Annotated in this window: 19 protein-coding genes; 12 read left to right on the forward strand and 7 right to left on the reverse strand. The window is 60.0% G+C overall.

Annotated elements, in window-relative coordinates; all coding sequences use genetic code 11:
* Positions 1–64: 64 nt before the first annotated feature.
* Genes BMZ42_RS09075 through BMZ42_RS09085 form a run of 3 tightly spaced genes read left to right on the forward strand, consistent with a single transcriptional unit; the run spans position 65 to position 2,809 of the window.
* The gene (locus BMZ42_RS09075; protein WP_091521274.1) at positions 65–1,132 is read left to right on the forward strand and encodes an ABC transporter ATP-binding protein; all 1,068 of its coding nucleotides are present in this window, start codon (positions 65–67) and stop codon (positions 1,130–1,132) included.
* A complete protein-coding gene (locus tag BMZ42_RS09080) occupies positions 1,125–2,006 on the forward strand; it encodes an ABC transporter permease (protein ID WP_091521276.1) in 882 nt (293 codons plus the stop codon). The genes BMZ42_RS09075 and BMZ42_RS09080 overlap by 8 nt, the downstream gene beginning before the upstream one ends.
* The gene (locus BMZ42_RS09085) at positions 2,003–2,809 is read left to right on the forward strand and encodes an ABC transporter permease (RefSeq protein WP_091521279.1); all 807 of its coding nucleotides are present in this window, start codon (positions 2,003–2,005) and stop codon (positions 2,807–2,809) included. Before BMZ42_RS09080 ends, BMZ42_RS09085 begins: the two co-directional genes overlap by 4 nt.
* Positions 2,810–2,823: 14 nt before the next feature.
* On the opposite strand, the gene BMZ42_RS09090 is transcribed toward BMZ42_RS09085, so the two are convergent.
* Together BMZ42_RS09090 and rpsU are read right to left on the reverse strand one after the other, a co-directional pair.
* Positions 2,824–3,672, reverse strand: coding sequence for a tetratricopeptide repeat protein (locus tag BMZ42_RS09090; RefSeq protein ID WP_091521281.1), 849 nt, complete (start codon positions 3,670–3,672; stop codon positions 2,824–2,826).
* Positions 3,673–3,815: 143 nt separating this feature from the next.
* Positions 3,816–4,049 carry a 30S ribosomal protein S21 gene (gene rpsU / locus BMZ42_RS09095; protein WP_091521283.1) on the reverse strand — a complete coding sequence of 78 codons (234 nt, stop codon included), beginning with the start codon at positions 4,047–4,049 and terminating at the stop codon, positions 3,816–3,818.
* A gap of 395 nt (positions 4,050–4,444) precedes the next feature.
* Here rpsU and BMZ42_RS09100 point away from each other — a divergent pair, with 395 nt between their 5' ends.
* Genes BMZ42_RS09100 through BMZ42_RS09115 form a run of 4 tightly spaced genes read left to right on the forward strand, consistent with a single transcriptional unit; the run spans position 4,445 to position 9,574 of the window.
* Positions 4,445–5,698: a sarcosine oxidase subunit beta gene (locus BMZ42_RS09100; RefSeq protein WP_091521286.1), complete on the forward strand. Its 1,254-nt coding sequence runs from the start codon at positions 4,445–4,447 to the stop codon at positions 5,696–5,698.
* A 39-nt stretch (positions 5,699–5,737) separates the two neighbouring features.
* Positions 5,738–6,031: a sarcosine oxidase subunit delta gene (locus tag BMZ42_RS09105; protein WP_091521288.1), complete on the forward strand. Its 294-nt coding sequence runs from the start codon at positions 5,738–5,740 to the stop codon at positions 6,029–6,031.
* Positions 6,028–9,024, forward strand: a complete 2,997-nt coding sequence (locus BMZ42_RS09110; protein ID WP_091521290.1) for a sarcosine oxidase subunit alpha — start codon at positions 6,028–6,030, stop codon at positions 9,022–9,024. Before BMZ42_RS09105 ends, BMZ42_RS09110 begins: the two co-directional genes overlap by 4 nt.
* A complete protein-coding gene (locus tag BMZ42_RS09115; protein WP_091521293.1) occupies positions 9,017–9,574 on the forward strand; it encodes a sarcosine oxidase subunit gamma in 558 nt (185 codons plus the stop codon). The genes BMZ42_RS09110 and BMZ42_RS09115 overlap by 8 nt, the downstream gene beginning before the upstream one ends.
* Here BMZ42_RS09115 and BMZ42_RS09120 read toward each other — a convergent pair.
* Positions 9,523–12,255, reverse strand: a complete 2,733-nt coding sequence (locus BMZ42_RS09120; protein ID WP_244523213.1) for a bifunctional diguanylate cyclase/phosphodiesterase — start codon at positions 12,253–12,255, stop codon at positions 9,523–9,525. The genes BMZ42_RS09115 and BMZ42_RS09120 overlap by 52 nt on opposite strands.
* Positions 12,256–12,381: 126 nt before the next feature.
* On the opposite strand from BMZ42_RS09120, the gene BMZ42_RS09125 reads away from it, so the two are divergent.
* Positions 12,382–13,080, forward strand: a complete 699-nt coding sequence (locus BMZ42_RS09125) for an HAD family hydrolase (protein WP_091521297.1) — start codon at positions 12,382–12,384, stop codon at positions 13,078–13,080.
* 40 nt (positions 13,081–13,120) lie between these two features.
* Here the strand turns inward: BMZ42_RS09125 and BMZ42_RS09130 are convergent, their stop codons facing one another.
* From BMZ42_RS09130 to BMZ42_RS09145, 4 genes are read right to left on the reverse strand one after another with little or no spacing between them, the layout of a single operon-like run.
* Positions 13,121–13,897: an SDR family NAD(P)-dependent oxidoreductase gene (locus BMZ42_RS09130; RefSeq protein WP_091521300.1), complete on the reverse strand. Its 777-nt coding sequence runs from the start codon at positions 13,895–13,897 to the stop codon at positions 13,121–13,123.
* A 58-nt stretch (positions 13,898–13,955) separates the two neighbouring features.
* On the reverse strand, positions 13,956–14,990 hold the full coding sequence (locus BMZ42_RS09135) for a phosphotransferase family protein (RefSeq protein ID WP_091521303.1): 1,035 nt from the start codon (positions 14,988–14,990) through the stop codon (positions 13,956–13,958).
* Positions 14,987–15,478 carry a MaoC family dehydratase gene (locus BMZ42_RS09140; RefSeq protein WP_091521305.1) on the reverse strand — a complete coding sequence of 164 codons (492 nt, stop codon included), beginning with the start codon at positions 15,476–15,478 and terminating at the stop codon, positions 14,987–14,989. The genes BMZ42_RS09135 and BMZ42_RS09140 overlap by 4 nt, the downstream gene beginning before the upstream one ends.
* 13 nt (positions 15,479–15,491) lie before the next feature.
* Positions 15,492–16,307: an SDR family oxidoreductase gene (locus BMZ42_RS09145; protein WP_091521307.1), complete on the reverse strand. Its 816-nt coding sequence runs from the start codon at positions 16,305–16,307 to the stop codon at positions 15,492–15,494.
* 185 nt (positions 16,308–16,492) lie between these two features.
* Between BMZ42_RS09145 and BMZ42_RS09150 the strand changes: the two genes are divergently transcribed.
* The 4 genes from BMZ42_RS09150 to BMZ42_RS09165 all read left to right on the forward strand — a co-directional run bounded on the left by BMZ42_RS09150 (position 16,493) and on the right by BMZ42_RS09165 (position 20,422).
* Positions 16,493–17,113 (forward strand): TetR/AcrR family transcriptional regulator, encoded by a 621-nt coding sequence (locus BMZ42_RS09150; protein ID WP_175556677.1) that lies wholly within the window; start codon positions 16,493–16,495, stop codon positions 17,111–17,113.
* Positions 17,110–18,360, forward strand: a complete 1,251-nt coding sequence (locus BMZ42_RS09155) for an acyl-CoA dehydrogenase family protein (protein WP_091521313.1) — start codon at positions 17,110–17,112, stop codon at positions 18,358–18,360. The genes BMZ42_RS09150 and BMZ42_RS09155 overlap by 4 nt, the downstream gene beginning before the upstream one ends.
* Positions 18,361–18,405: 45 nt before the next feature.
* Complete coding sequence (locus tag BMZ42_RS09160; RefSeq protein WP_091521316.1) at positions 18,406–19,440, forward strand: alcohol dehydrogenase catalytic domain-containing protein; 1,035 nt, start codon at positions 18,406–18,408, stop codon at positions 19,438–19,440.
* A gap of 106 nt (positions 19,441–19,546) precedes the next feature.
* Positions 19,547–20,422 carry a branched-chain amino acid ABC transporter permease gene (locus tag BMZ42_RS09165; protein ID WP_091521319.1) on the forward strand — a complete coding sequence of 292 codons (876 nt, stop codon included), beginning with the start codon at positions 19,547–19,549 and terminating at the stop codon, positions 20,420–20,422.
* Position 20,423: the final 1 nt, after the last annotated feature.

The raw sequence follows: 20,423 nt of genomic DNA on the forward strand, positions 1-20,423 counted from the left end.
TCGAGCATTTTTCGGGCCAGCCCCGAAGGACGCAGAAACAAACACGTATCTGCAAGGGAGTTGCATGTCGCATTCCGTCGAACTTCAACAGGTCGGCATGAGCTTTGGCGCGACGCGCGCCGTGGGCGATGTCTCCTTCACCGTCCAGGGCGGCGAGTTTTTCTCGATCCTTGGCCCCTCCGGCTGCGGCAAGACCACGATCCTGCGCATGATCGCAGGGTTCCTTCAGCCGACCGAAGGACGCATTCTGATCGACGGAAAGGACATGCACGGGCTTGGGCCTAACCAGCGTCCCACATCGCTGATTTTTCAGACACTGGCATTGTTTCCACTGATGCCGGTTTGGGAAAACATCGCTTTTGGTCTCGAAGCGCGCGGCGTATCCAAGGTAGAGCGACGCAAGAAGGCTGACGAGCTTTTGGCCCTGACGGCGCTGGAAGGTTATGGCGACCGGATGCCGGGTGAATTGTCGGGTGGTCAGCGTCAGCGTGTGGCGATTGCCCGCGCGCTTGCGGTCGAGCCGCAGGTGCTGCTGCTCGATGAGCCGCTGTCGGCGCTTGATCTGAAGTTGCGCCAGCACATGCGCGCCGAACTGCGCGCGCTGCAAAAGCGCACCGGGGTGACCTTTATCTACATTACGCACGATCAGTCCGAAGCTTTGGCGATGTCCGACCGCATTGCTGTGATGAGCGCTGGCGTGTTGCAGCAGGTCGGCGCGCCACGAGACCTCTATGACAATCCGGCAACGCCGTTCGTTGCAAGTTTTGTTGGCGAGACCAACGCTATTTCCGGCAAGATTACCGCGCTTGAGGGCGGGGTCGCGTCGATCGAAACCGGGCTTGGCGTTCTGCGCGGCCGGGTCGGGCCGGGGGCTTCTGTTGGCTCGAATGCAAAGCTCTACGTTCGACCCGAAGCTTTGACGATGGCAAGCTCTGGTGAGAACACGATCAACGCGACGGTGGAGCGGATCGACTTCGAAGGCGCATTTGCCCTTGCCCATGGCAAGCTCGACGATGGAGCGGCCTTGGTTGCGTCGATCCCGTCGATCGATCTGGGCAAAGCGCCGGCAATCGGCGGCAGAGCGTCGTTCGCATTTGATACGCGGCAAGGCGTGGTTCTTGCCGATGGCTGAGCTTTACAAGCGTTTTGGCGGCGGCCTTTCCACTATTCTGGTGGCGCTAGTCGGATTGTGGTTGATCGGCATGGTGCTGGCGCCAAACATCATGATGATCGACTACGCACTTCGCCCCAATCTGCCTCCGGCGCAGATCGGCGGGCCGAACGACGTCTATTCGCTTGATAATGTGCTGTATCTTGCGAACGAAGCCGTGCATCGGTCGATCTTCTTCAAGACGATCTGGGCGAGTGCTCTCGTCGCGTTCGTGACGTTCGTCCTGTGTTACCCGCTGGCGTTCTGGCTCGCGCAGCACGCAACACCCGGCCAGACGGCACTGGCGCTTTTGGCGCTGACGATCCCGTTCTGGATCAACGAGGTGCTGCGCACGCTGGCATGGTACATTCTGCTGGCCTTCCGTGGCCCGCTCAACGCGGTGCTGTTGAGCATCGGCATCATCGACGAGCCGATGCGCTGGTATGGCAATGGCGGCGTGCTTGCCGGCATGGTCTATGCATACATCCTGTTCATGCTGTTTCCGATCTACAATGCCATCGAGAGTCTGCCGAAAGAGCAGATCGAGGCCGGACGCGATCTCGGCGCTTCGACCTGGCGCATTCACTGGCGGATCGTGATGCCGCACGCCAAGGCTGGGATCGCCACGGGTTGCGTCTTCACTTTCATGCTGGCAGCGGGCTCGTATGTGGCACCCGCCTTGTTGGGCGCCCCCGGCAGCCGCTGGTTCACCGAGATCATCTATAATTGGTTCTTTGAAGGTGGCGACTGGAACCGTGGCGCAGCCTATGCGCTGGTGCTTCTCGTCCTCTGCCTCTTCGTGGTGCTGGTGACGCTGAAACTTGCCCGCGTGAATCTCACGGATGTCGCAAAATGAGCGCAACCGATCGCATTTCCCGCCTTCTGTTCGGCTTCTATATGGTGGCGTTCTTCGTCTACCTGTTCCTGCCGCTGGCGGTCATGGGCGCGGCAACTTTCAACACCAGCCGGTTTCCCACCGTGATCCCGTGGCAGGGGACGACGCTCAAATGGTTTACCGAGCTGTGGAATGACCGCGCCATGTGGCAGGCGCTGTGGACGTCCGTGGTGGTTGCATTCTTCGTGGTGCTCGTCGCCGTGCCGATTGGCACTGCGGCCGCCCTGATCCTGACCAGCCTGCATGAGCGCGCCCGCGGTTTCCTCTACGCGGTGATGGTGTCACCTTTGCTGACACCCGGTGTGGTCGTCGGCATTTCAACGCTGGTGCTGTGGCGACAGCTTGAAGTCGGTGGCGGTATCTTTCTGATCGTGCTGGCGCAGGCCAGCTTCATCATCTGCTATGTGATGTTGATGGTGACGGCCCGGTTGCAACGCTTTGACCGGACGCAGGAAGAGGCGGCTTTAGGGCTGGGTGCATCGAAACTGATGGTCTTTCGGCGCATCATGCTGCCGTTCCTCAAGCCGGCGCTGATTGCAGGCGCGTTTCTGGCAGTGCTGCAATCCATCGAGAACTACAACACGACCTTGTTTGTACGCGGATTCGACACGCCGCTGACGGTGTTCATTGCCACCAAGGTGCGCACGGGCCTGACGCCGGCGGTCAATGCGCTGGCGTTGATCATGATCGCAATGACGATCATCGGTGCAATTGCGTTCGAGATCGCGCGGCGCCGTCAGGCGGCACGCGCGGCACATGCCTGACGGATGGAACGGGCTTAGCGCGTCCGCGCCACGCCATCCTTCGCAGCCTGGAGATTGGGGTTCAGGCGGAGTGCTTCGTTGAACGAGCGCGAGGCGCGTGCCTTGTCGCCCCGGCGCTCCAGGATCAGCGCCTGGTAGGCCCAGGCTTCGGCATTGCTGCGGTCGAGCTGGATGGCCGTGTTGAAATCCGCAAGCGCATTATCTTCGTCGTTGCGAGCCAGATAGGACAGGCCGCGACCGGTGTAGGGTTCTGCAGAAGAGGGCGCGAGTGAAATCGCGGTGGCGAAATCCTCAATGGCAAAGTCGTGCTGACCACGGGCCTGATAGAGCAGGCCACGATTGTGGAAGGCGCGCGGATCGGTGGTATCCAGCTGGATCGCGCGTTCGAAGTCGCGGAACGCTTCGTCAGCGCGACCGCCGAGACGGTACAGGTTGCCGCGACCGATATAGGCCGCATCATAACTTCCATTCAGCTGAATCGCGCGGTTGTAATCCTGCAGCGCCTGCTGCTGATTGCCCTGGAAGCGATGGATCAGCGCACGGTTGGAATAGGCCTGATAGAAATTCGGATTGAGCTGAAGCGCCGTATCGAAATCCTTCAGCGCTTCCTGATAGCGACCGCCGCGCCCATAGGCGGTGCCGCGTACGTTGTAGGCTTCCGGATCACGAGGATTGCGCTCGATGACTGCGGTCAAAGAGGAGATGTTTTCGGTTGAGCCCTGAGCCGCGTCGACAGCCGCAACCTCGCCGAGTACGGCGGTCGAGGTCTGGCAACCCGAGATCGCAATGCCAGCAAGAAGAAGTGCTGCTGCTCCAAACGGCCGCGCAAGAGCCGACCCATTAACGGCGATACCGAATCTCATCCCGAAATCCCTCTTCCCTTCGGAGGTGAAACGTCACCGCCAATGCCGTCTGACTGCTGATCTCAGCACGCAAAAAGGTGGCAGCGATTCTCATCGCGCCACCTTAGTGCGTAGTGTCTAAACAAGACGAAAACTTGGCGCTCTTAGCGAGCCGGTGCGACGCGTCCGCCGGCAACCAGGCCTTCGCGCTGTGCGCGCTTGCGCGCCAGCTTGCGCGAACGACGAACGGCTTCAGCCTTTTCGCGTGCACGCTTCTCTGAAGGCTTCTCGTAGTGGCCACGCATTTTCATTTCACGGAAAACGCCTTCGCGCTGCAGCTTCTTCTTGAGAGCGCGGAGAGCCTGGTCAACATTGTTATCGCGAACGAGTACCTGCACGTGCGTTCCTGTCTTCCGTTTGATGTGCGTTAAACCCTCAGGACCCAAGACTTTCAGGTCCCCGCGGCGGTACACTCGCCACGAATTGCGGCGGCTCATATCAGACGTAGAAAACCTTGTCTACAAGGCTGTGAAAGAATCAGGGTTTGTCGATATTGCGATGTGCATTCCGCAGGGGAAGAATGCTGTTTCCGGTCACGCTTTGACAAGATGGGAATGCCCTCTTTTTTAGTGCAGCCGGAGCATGGGGAAGGGCATATGCGAGGGGGAGCATGCGTGGCGTAAAGCGGCATCTGCCGTCGCAAACAGCGCTAGGCTGGTCGCCAATCTTGGCTAGTGATAGGTAATGGACCTATCCTGCCGCGAGCGTCGATACCAACACCGGAGTCCCAGCCATGCGTAAGTTTTCCGCCTTCGCCATCGCTCGCGAAGCGCTTCGCGGACATAAGGGCTGGGGCGTGCAGTGGGCGTCTCCCGAACCGCGCAGCGAATATGATGTCATCATCATTGGTGCGGGCGGACACGGGCTTGCCACGGCCTATTACCTCGCCAAGGAGCACGGCATCACCAATGTCGCGGTGCTCGAGAAGGGCTGGCTTGGCGGCGGCAATACCGGTCGAAACACCACGATCATCCGGTCCAACTATCTCTATGACGAAAGCGCGGGGATCTACGACCATGCTTTGAAGCTGTGGGACGGCCTGTCGCAGGATCTCAACTACAACGTCATGTATTCGGCGCGCGGCGTGATGATGTTGGCGCACAATGTCCATGATGTGCAGGTGTTGCAACGCCATATCCACGCCAACCGGCTGAATGGCGTCGACAATGAATGGCTCACGCCGGAACAGGCCAAGGACTATTGCCCGCCGCTCAATATTTCAGGGCAGACGCGCTATCCGGTGATCGGAGCCACCCTTCAACGCAGGGGCGGCACTGCGCGCCATGACGCGGTGGCATGGGGCTATGCGCGGGCAGCCTCCGACCGGGGCGTCCACATCATCCAGAATTGTGAAGTGACGGGTACTCGCAGAGCGCCGCAGGGACACATTATCGGGGTCGATACGTCGAAGGGTTTCATTGGCGCCAAGAAGGTCGGCGTTGTGGCCGCCGGGCATACGTCGGTATTGATGGAAATGGCGGATGTGCGCATGCCGCTGGAAAGCTATCCGCTGCAGGCGATGGTGTCGGAGCCGGTCAAGCCGGTGTTTCCTTGCGTGGTGATGTCGAACACGGTGCATGCCTACATCTCGCAGTCCGACAAGGGAGAGCTGGTGATCGGCGCTGGCACCGATCAGTACACTTCCTATTCGCAGGCCGGTGGCCTGCACATCATCAATCATACAGTCGACGCGATCTGCGAGATGTTCCCGATGTTCCGGCGCATGAAGATGCTGCGCTCGTGGGGCGGCATCGTCGATGTGACGCCGGATCGCTCGCCGATCCTCGCCAAGACGCCGGTGCAGGGGCTTTATGTCAATTGCGGCTGGGGAACAGGCGGGTTCAAGGCGACGCCCGGCTCCGGCCATGTGTTTGCCCACACCATTGCCCGCGACGAGCCGCACCGCATCAACGCGCCGTTCACGCTGGAGCGCTTCCGCACGGGACGGCTGATCGACGAGGCGGCAGCCGCCGCCGTCGCCCACTGATGCACCAGCGCCAACACGAAAATTGAGGACGATGGGACCATGCTTCTGATCCGCTGCCCCTATTGCGAGGAAGACCGGCCGGAACTGGAGTTCCGCCACGCCGGCGAAGCGCATCTGGTGCGCCCGTCCAATATGGACGCGATGAGCGATGCTGAGTTCGAGCGCTTTCTTTTCATCCGCCAGAACCCGAAAGGGGTGGTGTTCGAACGCTGGCGTCATGTGCATGGCTGCGCGCGGTTCTTCAACGCGGCGCGCGACACCATCACCGACAAGTTTGTCACTACCTATAAAGCGGGCGAACCGAAGCCGACGCTTGAAGGAGCAGAGGAATGAGCGCGCCTTACCGTATTGCCGGCAAGGGACGGCTGACACCGGCGCGTGCCGTGCGCTTCACGTTCGATGGCAAGCACTATGCCGGGCTGGAGGGCGATACGCTCGCCTCAGCACTCCTGGCCAATGGCGTCCACCTTGTCGGGCGTTCGTTCAAATATCACCGTCCGCGCGGCTTCTTGTCGGCGGGTGCTGAGGAGCCGAACGCGCTTGTGGGTGTGCATCGCGACGCGGCACGCAAGACACCCAATGTGCGCGCCACCGTGCAGGAACTCTATGACGGCCTGGAGGCCGTGTCGCAGAACCGCTGGCCCTCGCTAGCGCTCGATGTGGGGGCGATCAACGATCTGGCGTCGCCACTGTTCAGCGCCGGGTTCTACTATAAGACCTTCATGTGGCCGAAGGCGGCGTGGAAACGGTTCTACGAGCCGAACATCCGTGCCGCCGCAGGTCTGGGCGTTGCGCCGGATCAGGCCGACCCGGATCACTACGCGGCGCGTTATGCGCATTGCGACGTGTTGATTGTCGGCGGTGGCGTGGCGGGGCTCACGGCAGCTTTGGCTGCTGCCGAGACGGGCGCGCGCATCATGCTGGTCGATGAGCAGGCTGAGCCTGCCGGTGCCCTGCGCTATGAAAGCGGCACGCGGATCGACGGCCAGGACGGCTGGGACTGGGCGCAGGCGGCGGTGCAGACGCTGCGCGGGATGGACAATGTCCACCTGCTGACCCGCACCACGGCATTTGGCTATTATACCCAGAACATGGTGGCGCTCAGCGAGCGGGTGACCGAGCATCTGGCGGAGCCGCAGCAGGATCTGCCGCGTGAACGATTGTGGCAAGTGCGGGCCAAACGGGTGATCCTTGCCACCGGCGCGATCGAGCGTCACATGGTGTTTGCCAACAATGACCGGCCCGGCATCATGCTGGCCTCGGCGGGGCGCAGCTATCTCAACCATCATGGCGTTGCGGTTGGCCGCCGGGTCGGCATCTATACCGCCAATGATTCCGCCTATCATGCGGCCGTTGATCTCAAGCAGGCCGGGGTCGATGTGCCGGCCATCGTCGATTTGCGCGACAACCCGCAAGGACCGGGCGTCGATGCGGCGCGGGCGCTTGGCATTCCGATCCATGCAGGCCGTGCGGTCGTCGGGGTGGCGGGACGCCAGCGCGTCACCGCGATGAACGTTCAGGCCAAGGGTGGCGGGGCGGTCAATCCGATTCCGGTTGACGCGCTGCTGACATCGGCCGGGTGGACGCCTTCGGTGCATCTGTTTTCGCAATCGCGCGGCAAGGTCGCCTATGACGACGCCGGCAAGCGTTTCCTTCCGGGCGTCGGAGCGCAGGACTGTGTCAGCATCGGCGCATGCAACGGCACGGACGATCTCGACGATCTTCTGAGCGAGGCAATCAAGGCGGGACGTGAGGCTGCCAAGGCGGCGGGGATTGCCACGGGCAGAGCTGGACCAAAACTCAAGGCGACTTCATCGGAAAGCTGGAGCGGCGGCATGATCGGTGCCGGGCCGGGAGCCGACGCCGACAGCAAGGGGAAAGCCTTTGTCGATTTCCAGAACGATGTGACGGCGAAGGACATTCGTCAGGCGGTGCGCGAAGGCATGCAATCAATCGAGCATGTCAAGCGCTTCACCACCAACGGCATGGCGACTGACCAGGGCAAGACATCGAATTTGCACGGGCTGGCGATTGCTGCCGAGATGCTGGGCAAGGCGGTGCCGGCGGTGGGGCTGACGACGTTCCGCGCGCCCTATACGCCGGTGACATTCGGGGCGCTGGCCAATTATTCACGCGGCGACCAGTTTGACCCAACGCGTCGCACGGCGATCCATCCCTGGGCCGAGGCGAAAGGGGCGGTGTTCGAGGATGTCGGCCAATGGAAGCGCGCGCGCTATTTTCCGCGTGCCGGCGAGGACATGTTTGCAGCGGTCAACCGCGAATGCCGCACGGTGCGCGAAGCGGCAGGGCTGTTCGACGCCTCGACACTGGGCAAGATCGAGGTGGTCGGCCCCGACGCGGCTTCGTTCATGGAGTTGCTCTACACCAATCCGTGGCAGAAGCTGGAGCCGGGGCGGTGCCGCTATGGTATCATGCTGCGCGAGGACGGCTTCATCTATGATGACGGTGTTGTCGGACGGCTTGCGCCCGACCGCTCCCATGTGACCACGACCACGGGCGGCGCGGCTCGGGTGCTCAACCACATGGAAGATTATCTCCAGACCGAGTTTCCGCATCTGAAGGTCTATCTGACCTCGGTGTCGGAGCAATGGGCGGTGATTGCCGTGCAGGGACCGAAAAGTCGGGAGATCATCGCGCCGCTGGTCGAAGGCATCGATCTGTCCGACGCAGCAATGCCGCATATGTCCGTGCGCGAAGGTAAGATTTGCGGCGTGCCGACGCGATTGTTCCGGATGTCGTTCACCGGCGAGCGGGGCTTCGAGGTCAATGTGCCGGCTGATTACGGGCAGGCGGTCTGGGAAGCCCTGTGGGCTGAGGCCGAAAAGCATGGCGCGTGCGCTTACGGCACCGAGGCGATGCACGTGTTGCGGGCCGAGAAGGGCTATATCATTGTCGGGCAGGATACTGACGGCACGGCGACGGCGAGTGACGTCGGTCTCGACTGGGCAGTCGGCAAGAAGAAGGCCGATTTTGTCGGCAAACGCGGCATGGCGCGGCCCGATCTGGTCGCGGCGGGGCGCAAGCAGCTCGTCGGCCTGAGGAGCCCGGATGGGAAGACAGTGCTCGAGGAGGGCGCGCATCTGGTCGCAGACCCGAACCAGAAGGTCCCGATGACCATGATCGGGCATGTGACTTCGAGCTACTGGTCGGAAAACTGCGGCCACCCGATTGCGCTGGCGATGGTTGTGGATGGCCACAACCGGATGGGTGAAAAGCTGTTCGTGCCGATGCCCAACGGAACGATCGAGGTGGAAGTGACCGGAACGGTCTTCTTCGATGAAACGGGAGAACGCCTCCATGGCTGAGCCAATAGGGACCCTTCGCCGTCCAGCGCTGTCCGACAAGCGTGCGGCCCGTGACACGGTCAGCATTAAGGCTGCTGACCCGTGCCTTCGCGTTGCCCTTCGTGCGCCACGGGAAAGCGTCGCGGCGGTGTCGACAGCGCTAGGCGTTGCGCTGCCCTCCCGGCCCAAGATGTCAGGCAGCGACGGAGCGCGTTCTGCGCTGTGGCTCGGGCCGGACGAGTGGCTGGTGCTGGATCAGGCTGGCAATGAGATGCTGCCGGCACTTGCCAAGGTGGATGCCTTCCACTCGGCGGTGGACGTCTCGCATCGCAATGTCGGGATCATCGTTTCGGGGCGCGGCGCCGCAGATGTGATCAACGCCGGATGTCCACAGGACTTGTCGCTCACGGCATTTCATGTCGGCGCGTGCTCAAGGACCTTGCTGGGAAAGATCGAGATCGTCTTGTGGCGCATTGCGGAAGATGAATTCCGCATCGAATGCTGGCGATCGTTCGCTGACTATGCGGACAGCCTTCTGCGGGTGGCGGCGCGCGACGTTTCCTCTTCGTAGGTTGCACGCCACTTTTGAGCACGCAGGAAGTGTGGCAGATCCTCGGCGCTGAGTGGCCGGGTGAATGCATAGCCTTGCAGGGCATTGCAACCCAGTTCGCGCAGTATGCGGGCGTGCTCCATGGTTTCGACGCCCTCCGCCAAGACCTCGATGCCGAGCGAGCGCCCGATGTCGATGATCGATTCGACCAGTTGCCGCTGGGCTGCGGAATGCGTGATTGGCGCGATGAATTGCCTGTCGATCTTGAGGCGCTTCGGCTTCAGCTTCATGAGACTGACGATGGAGGCATAGCCGGTGCCGAAATCGTCGATCTCGATGTCGATGCCGAGTTCCTTGATCTGCTCCACATTGCCGATTGTCAGCTCATCATTGTCATCAAGGAAGATTGACTCAACGAGTTCGAACGCAACGGTTCCCGGTCTGACATTGAGCATGCGCAGGCTCTTGATCAGTTCGTCGTCGCGCAGCCTGCGGGCTGAAACGTTGACGGCCACCTTGGGAATATCCAATCTCATCTGTTCCCAGATATTGAAGTTGTTCAGCGTCAGTTCGAGGATGATGCGATCGATGTTGGCCACGACGCTGAGATCTTCTGCGATCTTCATGAATGCGTGGGGAGCGAGCAATCCATCGACCGGATGGTTCCAGCGCGCAAGTGCTTCGACGCCCACGACATCGAGTGTCTGTGCATCAAACTGCGGCTGGTAATACGCGAGGAACTGGTTGTTATCGAGCGCGCCCAGCAGCTCGTCGGCGACCTGCTTGTTCGAGAGGATTTCCGCCTCGAGCGCGTCATTGAAGAACTGGTAGCCGTTACGGCCCTGATCCTTGGCGCGATAAAGTGCAATGTCAGCATTGACCAGAAGCCGGCTGGAATCGGCATCAGCATCGACATCGGTCGCAATGCCGATCGACACGCCGACGCGACATTCATGGCCCTCATAGGTAATCGGCAGCTGCATGTTCTGGATGATGCGTTCGGCGAGCCGGACGACGTTGGCCGTCGTGACCGCTTCGCTTCCCGTGTCACCGATCCGAACAATTACAAATTCGTCGCCACCGACCCTGGCAATGAAATCTGTCGGATCTGCGGTCGCACGAAGCACCTTTGCCGCGTGGACCAGCATTGCATCGCCTGCAACGTGTCCGAGCGTGTCGTTGATCTGTTTGAAACGATCAAGGTCGATCTGAAGCAATGCCGCTATCTCGCCGGTTTCGTGCGAGCGCACGGCATGCTGCGTCAGTATTTCATCGAGACTGCGCCGGTTTGGCAATCCCGTAAGAGAATCGTGCAGCGCATTGTGCTCGATCCTTGCCTTTGCTGATTCAAGTTCCGCGTTGTGGGCTTCGGCAAGGTCTTTTGCGCGCTTCAGTTCTTCCTGCAGGGTGACGTCGGAGGTGACATCCCAGTTGACCCCGACCAGGCGTTCGGGCTCGTCGCCTTCCTTGTATGCGATTCCTGTTGCCCGGATATGACGGACCTGGCCGTCGTCGAGCATGATGCGGAATTGCGAGGCGTAACTACGATCAGGGCCGAAAAGATTGTAAAACTCGTTGCGAGCACGTTCCAGATCCTGCGGATGAACGCGTCTTTCCCAATGCGTGAAATCGCGGGTGCCGTCGACAGGATAGCCGTACAGCGCATTCATGCGGGCATCCCAGTCTTCACTGGTGTCACCGACATTCATTTCCCACACCGCGACCTGTGAGGTGTCGAGCGCGAGACGAAGGCGGCGCGACAGCTTTTCGAGATCTGTTTCGCGTTCGCGCAACCGGGCAATGTTGCGCTGACGCTCCTCGATGAGGCGGGCCGACAGGATCGTCGGGATCATGATCAGCGCACAGACAGCGAGCATCAGCAGGCGCAGTCGCCAGATGTCTGGGGGCGTGACACGCCAGCCGTCTTTGGGGCGTGCGGATATCTGCCATGAACCTGATGGGAGAATGACTTCGGCCGTCACCGGCGCATCGGTCAGAATATCGGCTGATCCAAGAAACTGCCCACCGCGACCCCCGGTGGCATTTCTGCCCGTCAGGGCGAGTGCAACGGGGACATCTGCTCCGGTCAGGCCGCTGTCGGCGTACAGCATGTCAACATCGATGACCGCCGAGACGATGCCCCAGAATTTGTTCGGCTCAGTTTCTGTCTGAATGAAAACCGGGTAGCGGGCGACAAAGGCCCGGCCGCCCTGCACAAGGTCGATCGGGCCGGCCAGGATCATTTCGCCTGTGTCGCGCGCGCGAAGTACCGCTCCGCGCTGGGCGTCGTTCAAGAGGTAGTTGAGGCCGAGGGAACGCTCGTTCCCTTCAACGGGAGAAATCAGCGTCACCACCATGTTGGGGGCGGCGGCGATGTTGATCAGATGAGATTGCTCATTGATCAGATTGGCGCTGAGTTCGGTAAAGCGCTGCTGATTCATCTCGGGCTCGGTGGCGATGATCGCCACCAGGCCACGAATCAGCTGGATGGTGCCGTTGATGTTGCCTTCAAGCTTTGCGCGGATCAGGCTGACATGGCTGATGACTTCCGCGCGCTGGCTTTGCGAATAAACGTTTCTTTGCTGGGATTCGAAGAGAGTCCATGCGATGGCAATGGCCACGATGCCAAGGGCCACTGGAATGCTCGTCTTCCGGAATACGCCGGTCAGCATTCGGTTGCGCTTGAATACCGTTAGCGCCAATAAACTGGTCCCCCACCTTTCTGGCTGACGCAGCCAGTGATTGAAGATGGTAGGATGAAGAGCTTAAATTTGGATTTAGGCAGAGAAGAAATCTGTCTGGAACCGGGGTCCCGAAAGAGTTTTTGAATGCGCAGGAACCTGACGACAATTGGCTTTGATGCCGATGACACGCTCTGGCAGAACGAGCAGTTCTTTCGCACAACGGAAGCCCAGTTCGCTGAATTGCTCGGAAGCTTCGCAGACGCGGAACTCTTGCAGCAAAGACTTCACGATGCGCAGGTTCGCAATCTCGGACATTACGGGTTCGGAATAAAAGGCTTCACGTTGTCGATGATCGAGACCGCGATTGAAGTGACAGATGGCAACGTGCCGGCATCGGTTCTCAATGAATTGTTGGCGTCTGGCCGAGAGATGTTGCGCCATCCGGTCGAGACGCTGCCTCATGTGCAAGAGACCCTGGCGGCGCTGTCGGGTCATTTTCGCTTGGTCCTGATTACCAAGGGGGATCTGTTCGACCAGGAGCGCAAGTTGGCGCAATCGGGTCTGGGGGACTTTTTCGACGGTGTCGAGATCGTCAGCGACAAGACCATGAACACATATACCAGCGTCTTCGCCCGGCACGGCGATGGCGCGGAGCGCGCGATGATGGTCGGAAATTCGCTGAAATCCGATGTTGCGCCGGCAATCGAGGCCGGAAGCTGGGGTGTCTATGTGCCACACGCCCTGACATGGTCATATGAGCACGTCGACGCTCCGGAGGGGCATCCGCGCTACCGGCACCTGGATCACATCGGAGATCTGCAAGCACTGCTCGCCACATTGTAGGGCAATGCTCTGCAGTCGCGTCCGGAAATGCCCATCGCGTTTAGACTGCGGTTATGCCACCGTCAGCTGCGAGGGTCTGGCCGGTCATGAAACTGTTGGCCGGGTCGGCTGCAAACAGGATCACTTCCACGACTTCGTCCACCTCTGCCAGGCGTTTCATTGGGACGCCGCGCGTCAGTTCGATTTCCGCGGTGCTGCATTCTTCCGGCGTACCGCGCATGCTGTCTGTCACCATGGGCGTGCGTGCAAACGAAGGGCAAACGGCATTAATGCGGATGCCTTTCGTGGCATATTCGGCAGCGGCCGAGCGCGTCAGGCCGACAACGCCATGTTTGGCGGCGGAATAGACCGCAAGTCGTGGCGCGCCGGCTATGCCGGCAACGGACGCGATGTTGACAATAGAGCTGCGTGAGCCGTTGCTGCGAAATTGCCGTTCCATGGCTGGCAATTGGTACTGCATCGCGAAAATCATGCCGATCAGATCGACTTCGATCACTTTGCGCACGACATCGGCAGGAACTCGCGGCAGCTTCGACATCTCGTGCACGATGCCGGCATTGTTGAGCGCAACATCGAGCCTGCCAAAGCGGGCGATGGCCAGCGCAACCAGATCCTTGGACAATTGCTCATTCGAGATGTCGCCTGCAAGGATGGCGCATTCAGCGTCAAGCGCGTCGGCTGTCTGCCGCAGACGGTCTTCATCAAGATCGGACAGCACAAGACGTGCGCCCTGCGCAGCAAACCGTTCAGCGGCACGCCGACCAAATCCGCCTGACGCTCCCGTGACGAGGACCGTCAACCCTTCGAATTTCCGCATTCTGCCTTTTCCTGTACCTGCCGGGGCGCGCGCCGATGATGCAGTCCCGATGTTCGTCCTATTTGCCGGCGTCGATTGCCTGCCCTGCCAGATTTGCCAGCAGGCGCACTGCCTGGCCGAAGCTCTTTGCCTTTTCCGGATTGGAAGCGTTGCCGTCGAGTGCGCGTTTGTAAACGCCCTGACAGATCGCCGCCAGCCTGAAGAAAGAAAATGCGAGATAGAAAACCCAGTTATCGATGCCGTCCAGTCCGCGGCGTGCGCAGTAGCGGGCCACATAGTCGTCTTCACTTGGCAGTCCCGCAGCAGCGCGATCGATGCCACCGAGGCCGCGGAAGCCGGATGAATGCGGAAGACGCCACTGCATGCACTGGTAGGCCAGATCGGCGAATGGGTGCCCGAGTGTAGACAGTTCCCAATCAAGGACGGCAATCACGTCGGGCCGATCAGGTGCGAATATCAGATTGTCGAGCCGGTAGTCACCGTGGACAAGGGAAACGATGCCGTCATCAGGGACCAGGCTTTTTTCCAGCCAGGCGATGAGCCGTTCCATATCGTCGATCCGGTCAGTTTCGGAGGCGCGATACTGGCTGGACCATCGGGTCAACTGGCGCTCGAAATAATTGCCTGGCCGTCCAAAGTCTGAAAGTCCGGCTTGGTCGATGTCGACGTCGTGCAACGCAGCCAGAACCCGATTCATTGCGTCGCTGGCTGCGGTGCGCTCTGCGTTGGATGAAAGCTCGGGAAGGGCAGGGTCCCAGAAGATGCGTCCTTCGATCAGGCTCATCACGTAGAACATGCGGCCGATCGGAGAGTCTTCATCGGAAAGATGCAACATCTCCGGCACCGGCACCGCCGACCCCTTCAGCGCCTTCATCACGCGGAATTCACGGTCCACTTGATGGGCTGATTTCAGCAATTCACCAGGCGGCTTGGCACGCAGGACGTAGCGTCCGCTAGCAGCCTCTACGCGATAGGTCGGGTTTGACTGACCGACATTGAACTTGTGAATGGACTGAAGTCCCTGAAAGCCGGGAACGTGAGCTTCCAGATAAGGGGAGAGCGCTTCCAGATCCAGCGCGTTGGCGTCCGTCATGCGTCCTCCTTCTTGTCCATTACCGCCAATGTCAGCCAGCGCGCGGTGAAGGCCGGCTTGATCGAATCTTCGATTTCAACAGTGACATCGTAGTTGACGTGCACCCAGCCCGAAGGGCGCGCTGTCACCTCAGCCAGCTTGAACCTGCCGCGAATGCGGGCCCCGGCTTTGACCGGGGCAACAAACCTCACCTTGTCGAAGCCGTAGTTGACGCCCATGCCTGCGCCTTCCAGCGGCGCGATGGTCTGAAAGGCCAGGGTCGAGAGCAGTGACAGTGAGAGGAAGCCGTGGGCGATCGTGCCTCCGAATGGTGATTCAGCAGCAGCACGCACCGGATCGACATGGATGAACTGGTGATCGTCGGTGGCGTCGGCGAACTTGTCGATCATCTCCTGCGAGACGACACGCCAGGGTGATACCCCAACTTCCTGCCCAACCGCTTTCATCACGTCATCGAGGGAGACGGGTGCCAATACACTGTTGCTCATGGGGTTCGCTTCTTCAATCCTTGAACAGGGACATACCATGCTGAGCCGACTGTCCGCCGTCCAGCGGGAGGATCGCGCCAGTCACGTAGCGGCCTGCCCGAGAGCACAGATAGAGGGTTGCGCCAGCGATGTCATCCGGCTCGCCGATGCGTCCAAGCGGAACACGTTCGCCAATCCGGTTGGCCTGGTCGTCCGTGCCGGTAGCGAACGCAGTCATGCGGCTCTGGAAAGGGCCGGGGGCAAAGGCATTCACCGTGATGCGGCGTTCGGCAAATTCATTGGCGAGCGTGCGGGTCAGGTGATGCACTGCGGCCTTCGATGCGGTGTAGGAATAGGCGCCGTCAGCCAGCGGCTGAGTGCCCATGACCGAACCGAGATTGATGATGCGGGCAGGGTCGTCGTCGCTGGCCGCTTGTTCGAGAAGAGGCGTCAATTCGCGTGTCAGGTGGAACAGACCGGTGACGTTGACCCGCATGACCTTTTCCCATGCGGCGTAGGGGAATTCGGCGAAATCAGCACCCCAGGTTAGCCCCGCATTGTTGATGAGGATATTCAGCTTGTCGGTGCGTGCGCGCACCTCGGCAACCATTGCCGCGATACCTTCTTCGGTCGAGACATCCCCCGCGAAGCCTTCTGCCTTGCCGCCGCCGCCCAGCTCGTTGATCTCGCTTGCAACGGCAACGCAATCGGCGCCCTTGCGCGACGCGATGAAGACATGCGCTCCGCCCATCACCAATGAGGTCGCTGCCATGCGCCCAATTCCCGTCGCGCCGCCGGTGACCAGGGCGGTCTTGCCCGCTACAGAAAAAAGCTCATCCAGGTAGGACATGGTTCCCCCGCTCGTTCGGGCTTACGATGATTTGTCGTGAGCCGCGTTGACAACATACCGGGTAGTATGTTCATCATTTGAGCAGCCGTAAAGATGAATAAGGATCGGGGCACACCGATCAGTCAAAAACTAATGGCAGGGGAGTGAGAATAAGCTTGATGGCTTCCGGTCTGCGCGATCAGAGTATGGAAAGTTCCCGCGGGGACATTCTGGATGCTGCTGCCAATTGTTTCATGGAGCGCGGTTATACAGAGACGTCCATTGACGATGTCGCGCGTAGTCTGGGAGCTACCAAGGGCCGAATTTATCATCACTATCGCTCGAAGGCCGACATCTTTGCCGAAGTGTTCCGCATTGGCATGGACATGAACTATGCGGCGATCGAGCCGTTTCGGAACATGGGCGGACCCGCAGCGCTGCGATGGCAAAAGATGGCATTTGCGCACGCTGTCCAGATGGTCGTGACCAAGCCTTATCAGCGGACGGTCTGGGTCGGGGTGAAGATGCATCTGCGGGGCGCAACGACGCCTGAGCAGCGGAGTGTTTTTGAAGAATTACTGAACTACCGGACAGAATACGCGAATGTTTTTCGCGAGGCGATCATCCAGGGGCGGCAGGATGGAGATTTCCACTTCGACGATCTGAGCATCACCAATCAGTTGATGTTTGTGACGCTGAATTCGCCGATCTTCTGGTACGCCCCCCGCGCGGGCGAAACGCGCGCTGACATTGAATATCTTGCGGCGCAAGTTGTCACCGCAGCCTATCGCGGGCTGGGTGGCGAGGAAAAGGGCAAGCGACCATGACGACCAACCCGGAAATGAACCTCGGCATGACGGAGCGGCTGAAGCCGATTCATGAGAAGGTCGCGACAATGGTGCGCGATGAGATCATCCCGCTCGATGAGGAGTTTCTGTCAGAGGTTGGCAAAAACGGTGACCGTTGGACCCACACTGCGCGGCAGCTGGAAATCCTCGACGGATTGAAGGCGAAGGCGCGCGAGCGTGGGCTTTGGAACTTCTGGCTGACAGATTCCAGGCGCGGTTACGGCCTTTCCACCGTTGAATATGCCTATCTGGCGGAAGAGATGGGCAAGGCGCATCTGGGGGCGGAAACCTTCAACTGTTCTGCTCCCGACACCGGCAATATGGAAGTTTTCGAGCGCTACGGCACCGAGGCGCAAAAGCAGCAATGGCTGGCGCCTTTGCTGGAGGGGCAGATCCGCTCGGCGTTTCTGATGACCGAGCCGGACGTTGCGTCGTCGGACGCCACCAACATTTCGATGCGCTGCGAGCGTGACGGTGACCATTACGTGCTGAATGGTGAGAAATGGTGGTCGTCGGGCGCAGGCGACCCGCGCTGCAAGATCTACATCACCATGGTGAAGACACCTGATGCCAGCCGTGGTCGACACGAACAGCATTCAATGATCCTGGTGCCAGCTGATACGCCCGGCATCACCAAGCTGCGCGCCATGGAAATCTATGGACAGGATGATGCGCCGCACGGGCATCTGCATATGAAATTCGACGATGTGCGTGTTCCGGTTGAGAACATGATTGTCGGCGAAGGCAAGGGCTTCGAGATCGCGCAGGGCAGGCTCGGACCGGGGCGGATCCATCATTGTATGCGCGCGGTGGGTCAGGCGGAGCGGGCGCTCGAGCTGATGTGCACCCGTGCACTGCGTCGTGAGGCTTTTGGCAAGCCATTGGCCCAGCTTGGTGCGAATTACGACATCATCGCTGAATGCCGCATGGAGATCGAGATGGCACGCCTGCTTTGCCTCAAGGCGGCGTGGATGATGGACCAGGGCGACAAAAAGGCCGCCGCGCCATGGATCAGCCAGATCAAGGTGGTGGCACCGCGCATGGCGCTGAAGGTCACTGATGAAGCGATCCAGATGTATGGCGCGCAGGGCATCAGCCAGGATACTTCGCTGGCGCGGGCCTGGACAAATCTGCGGACCCTGCGTTTTGCCGATGGACCTGACGCGGTGCACCGCCGTCAGGTCGCCCGTGAAGAACTGAAGAAATATACTCAGCAGAAGATCTGAGAGTGCCTGTCGTTTGGCCTGTTCTGGCGAAAGGAAGCTCCCGTCATGACGATACCGTCCACCATGAAAGCGCTGTTGTTGCAGAATGATGGCTATGCGAAGGTTCCTTCTGGAACTGTGCTGGAAGCCATGGCGCCTTATGTGGAAGAAGGCACGATCGAGGTGCCGAGCCCGAAGGGTAGCGAGGTCTTGATCAAGGTCGCACTGGCGTCGATCAACCCTTCGGATGTCATGTTCATCAAGGGAATGTATGGCCAGCCACGCGCGCTGGGCCGACCGGCCGGGTTTGAGGGTGTCGGAGAGGTTGTTGCCGCCGGGCCGGATGCCGAAGGTCTGATTGGCAAGCGGATCGCTTTTGCGACGGGGCTTACCAATTGGGGCAGCTGGGCCGAGTATGCAGTCGCCGAGGCGGCGGCATGCATACCGCTTCTCGATACGGTGCGCGACGAGGATGCGGCTGCAATGATCGTCAATCCCTTGACGGCAATTGCCATGTTCGGCCTCGTCAAGGACGAGGGTGAAAAAGCTTTCATCCTGACCGCTGGCGCGAGCCAGCTTTGCAAACTGATTATCGGAGTTGCGAAAGACGAGGGTTATCGCCCGATTGCAATCGTTCGTCGCGACGATCAGATTGCTTTGCTTGAAGGGATGGGAGCTGCCCATGTGCTCAATGCGGAGGCTCCGGACTTCAAGCAAAAGCTGGCGGAGGTGCTGAAGGTCGAGAAGCCGCGTATCTTGCTGGACGCCGTAACCGGCCCATTGGCGGGGGCGATCTTCAGTGCAATGGGCAAGCGCGCCAGATGGATTGTCTATGGCCGTCTCGACGCGGTGCAGACGGTCATCCCGGAGCCCGGACAGATGATCTTCATGCACAAGAAGATCGAAGGCTTCTGGTTGACGGAGTGGATGCGCAGCGTTGGACCCGAACGCCGCGCCGCGGCTGCAATAGAAGCGCAGAAGCGTTTTTCCGATGGGCGCTGGGCAACTGACGTGACGGCGATCGTACCGCTTGAAGAAGCGGTGTTGCGTGTCTCTGAAGAACTGGCCAAGCCGAACGGAAAAGTGTTCATTAAGCCATGAAATAGAGTGATGGAAGGCTTCTTTGAGGAGAGGAGCCTTTCCGGACAAGGATACAGAATTCTCCGCGACTATACATTTGGTCGTGGCTTGTAGAGGAGGAACAACTTTGGACGTCTTGCAGCTGCTTGTCAGCGGGCTTGCCAATGGCTGTGTCTACGGACTGGTCGCCATGGGTTTCGTGCTGATCTACAAGGCTACGGAAGCGGTGAATTTCGCTCAGGGCGATTTCATGATGCTCGGCGCCTTCATTTGCCTCGGGCTCACCAATCCTCAGTTCATGGGATTGCCGTTCTGGGTTTCCGTTCCGGTTGCCATCGCCATCATGGGTGTCTTCGGCTACGCGCTTGATCTGGTTGTGTTGCGCCGGATGTCGGGCCAGAGTCAGATCGCTGTCATCATCCTCACAATCGCTTTGGGCTTTGTATTGCGGTTTGTTGCCGGCCTGATCTGGGGGCATGAGCCGATTTCCCTCGCATCGCCGATTGCTGGCAAGGATATTCGCCTTGGCGGCGTCGTTCTGGGGATGGACGAGATCATGGTCATCGGCGTTACACTTGCCATGACGATCGCGCTCTACTTCTATTTTAATCGTACCAAGCTCGGAGTGGCGATGCAGGCCTCATCGCAGAACCAGCTCGCCGCCTATTACATGGGCATTCCGGTCAAGCGGATACAGTCGCTGATCTGGGCCTTGGCGGGAATGGTCGCGGCTGTGGCGGGGATCCTGTTCGCATCGAAGGGGTCAATCGATCCTTCCATTGGCCTGCTCGGTATCAAATCCTTTGCCGCAGCGGTCATCGGCGGCTTCGGTTCGCTCCCCGGCGCTTTGCTGGGCGGGGTTATCGTCGGGCTCATCGAACCCTTCGCGTCGCGATACATTGCTGCTGGCTACGCACAAATCATGCCGTATCTGCTGCTGTTCGTGATCCTCATCTTCCGACCTCACGGCATTCTTGCCCAGGTCCATCAGAAGAAGGTGTGAT

It is taken from the genome of Aquamicrobium aerolatum DSM 21857 (genome assembly GCF_900113935.1).
In the GTDB taxonomy this organism is placed as follows: Bacteria; Pseudomonadota; Alphaproteobacteria; order Rhizobiales; family Rhizobiaceae; genus Aerobium; species Aerobium aerolatum.

Coding starts and splice junctions, on each gene's coding strand:
- BMZ42_RS09110 (WP_091521290.1), top strand. CDS start 6,028: ATGAGCGCGCCTTACCGTATTGCCGGCAAGGGACGGCTGACACCGGCG.
- BMZ42_RS09155 (WP_091521313.1), top strand. CDS start 17,110: ATGACGACCAACCCGGAAATGAACCTCGGCATGACGGAGCGGCTGAAG.
- BMZ42_RS09105 (WP_091521288.1), top strand. CDS start 5,738: ATGCTTCTGATCCGCTGCCCCTATTGCGAGGAAGACCGGCCGGAACTG.
- BMZ42_RS09115 (WP_091521293.1), top strand. CDS start 9,017: ATGGCTGAGCCAATAGGGACCCTTCGCCGTCCAGCGCTGTCCGACAAG.
- BMZ42_RS09130 (WP_091521300.1), bottom strand. CDS start 13,897: ATGCGGAAATTCGAAGGGTTGACGGTCCTCGTCACGGGAGCGTCAGGC.
- BMZ42_RS09090 (WP_091521281.1), bottom strand. CDS start 3,672: ATGAGATTCGGTATCGCCGTTAATGGGTCGGCTCTTGCGCGGCCGTTT.
- BMZ42_RS09150 (WP_175556677.1), top strand. CDS start 16,493: ATGGAAAGTTCCCGCGGGGACATTCTGGATGCTGCTGCCAATTGTTTC.
- BMZ42_RS09135 (WP_091521303.1), bottom strand. CDS start 14,990: ATGACGGACGCCAACGCGCTGGATCTGGAAGCGCTCTCCCCTTATCTG.
- BMZ42_RS09125 (WP_091521297.1), top strand. CDS start 12,382: ATGCGCAGGAACCTGACGACAATTGGCTTTGATGCCGATGACACGCTC.
- BMZ42_RS09100 (WP_091521286.1), top strand. CDS start 4,445: ATGCGTAAGTTTTCCGCCTTCGCCATCGCTCGCGAAGCGCTTCGCGGA.
- BMZ42_RS09160 (WP_091521316.1), top strand. CDS start 18,406: ATGACGATACCGTCCACCATGAAAGCGCTGTTGTTGCAGAATGATGGC.
- BMZ42_RS09140 (WP_091521305.1), bottom strand. CDS start 15,478: ATGAGCAACAGTGTATTGGCACCCGTCTCCCTCGATGACGTGATGAAA.
- BMZ42_RS09085 (WP_091521279.1), top strand. CDS start 2,003: ATGAGCGCAACCGATCGCATTTCCCGCCTTCTGTTCGGCTTCTATATG.
- BMZ42_RS09075 (WP_091521274.1), top strand. CDS start 65: ATGTCGCATTCCGTCGAACTTCAACAGGTCGGCATGAGCTTTGGCGCG.
- BMZ42_RS09145 (WP_091521307.1), bottom strand. CDS start 16,307: ATGTCCTACCTGGATGAGCTTTTTTCTGTAGCGGGCAAGACCGCCCTG.
- BMZ42_RS09080 (WP_091521276.1), top strand. CDS start 1,125: ATGGCTGAGCTTTACAAGCGTTTTGGCGGCGGCCTTTCCACTATTCTG.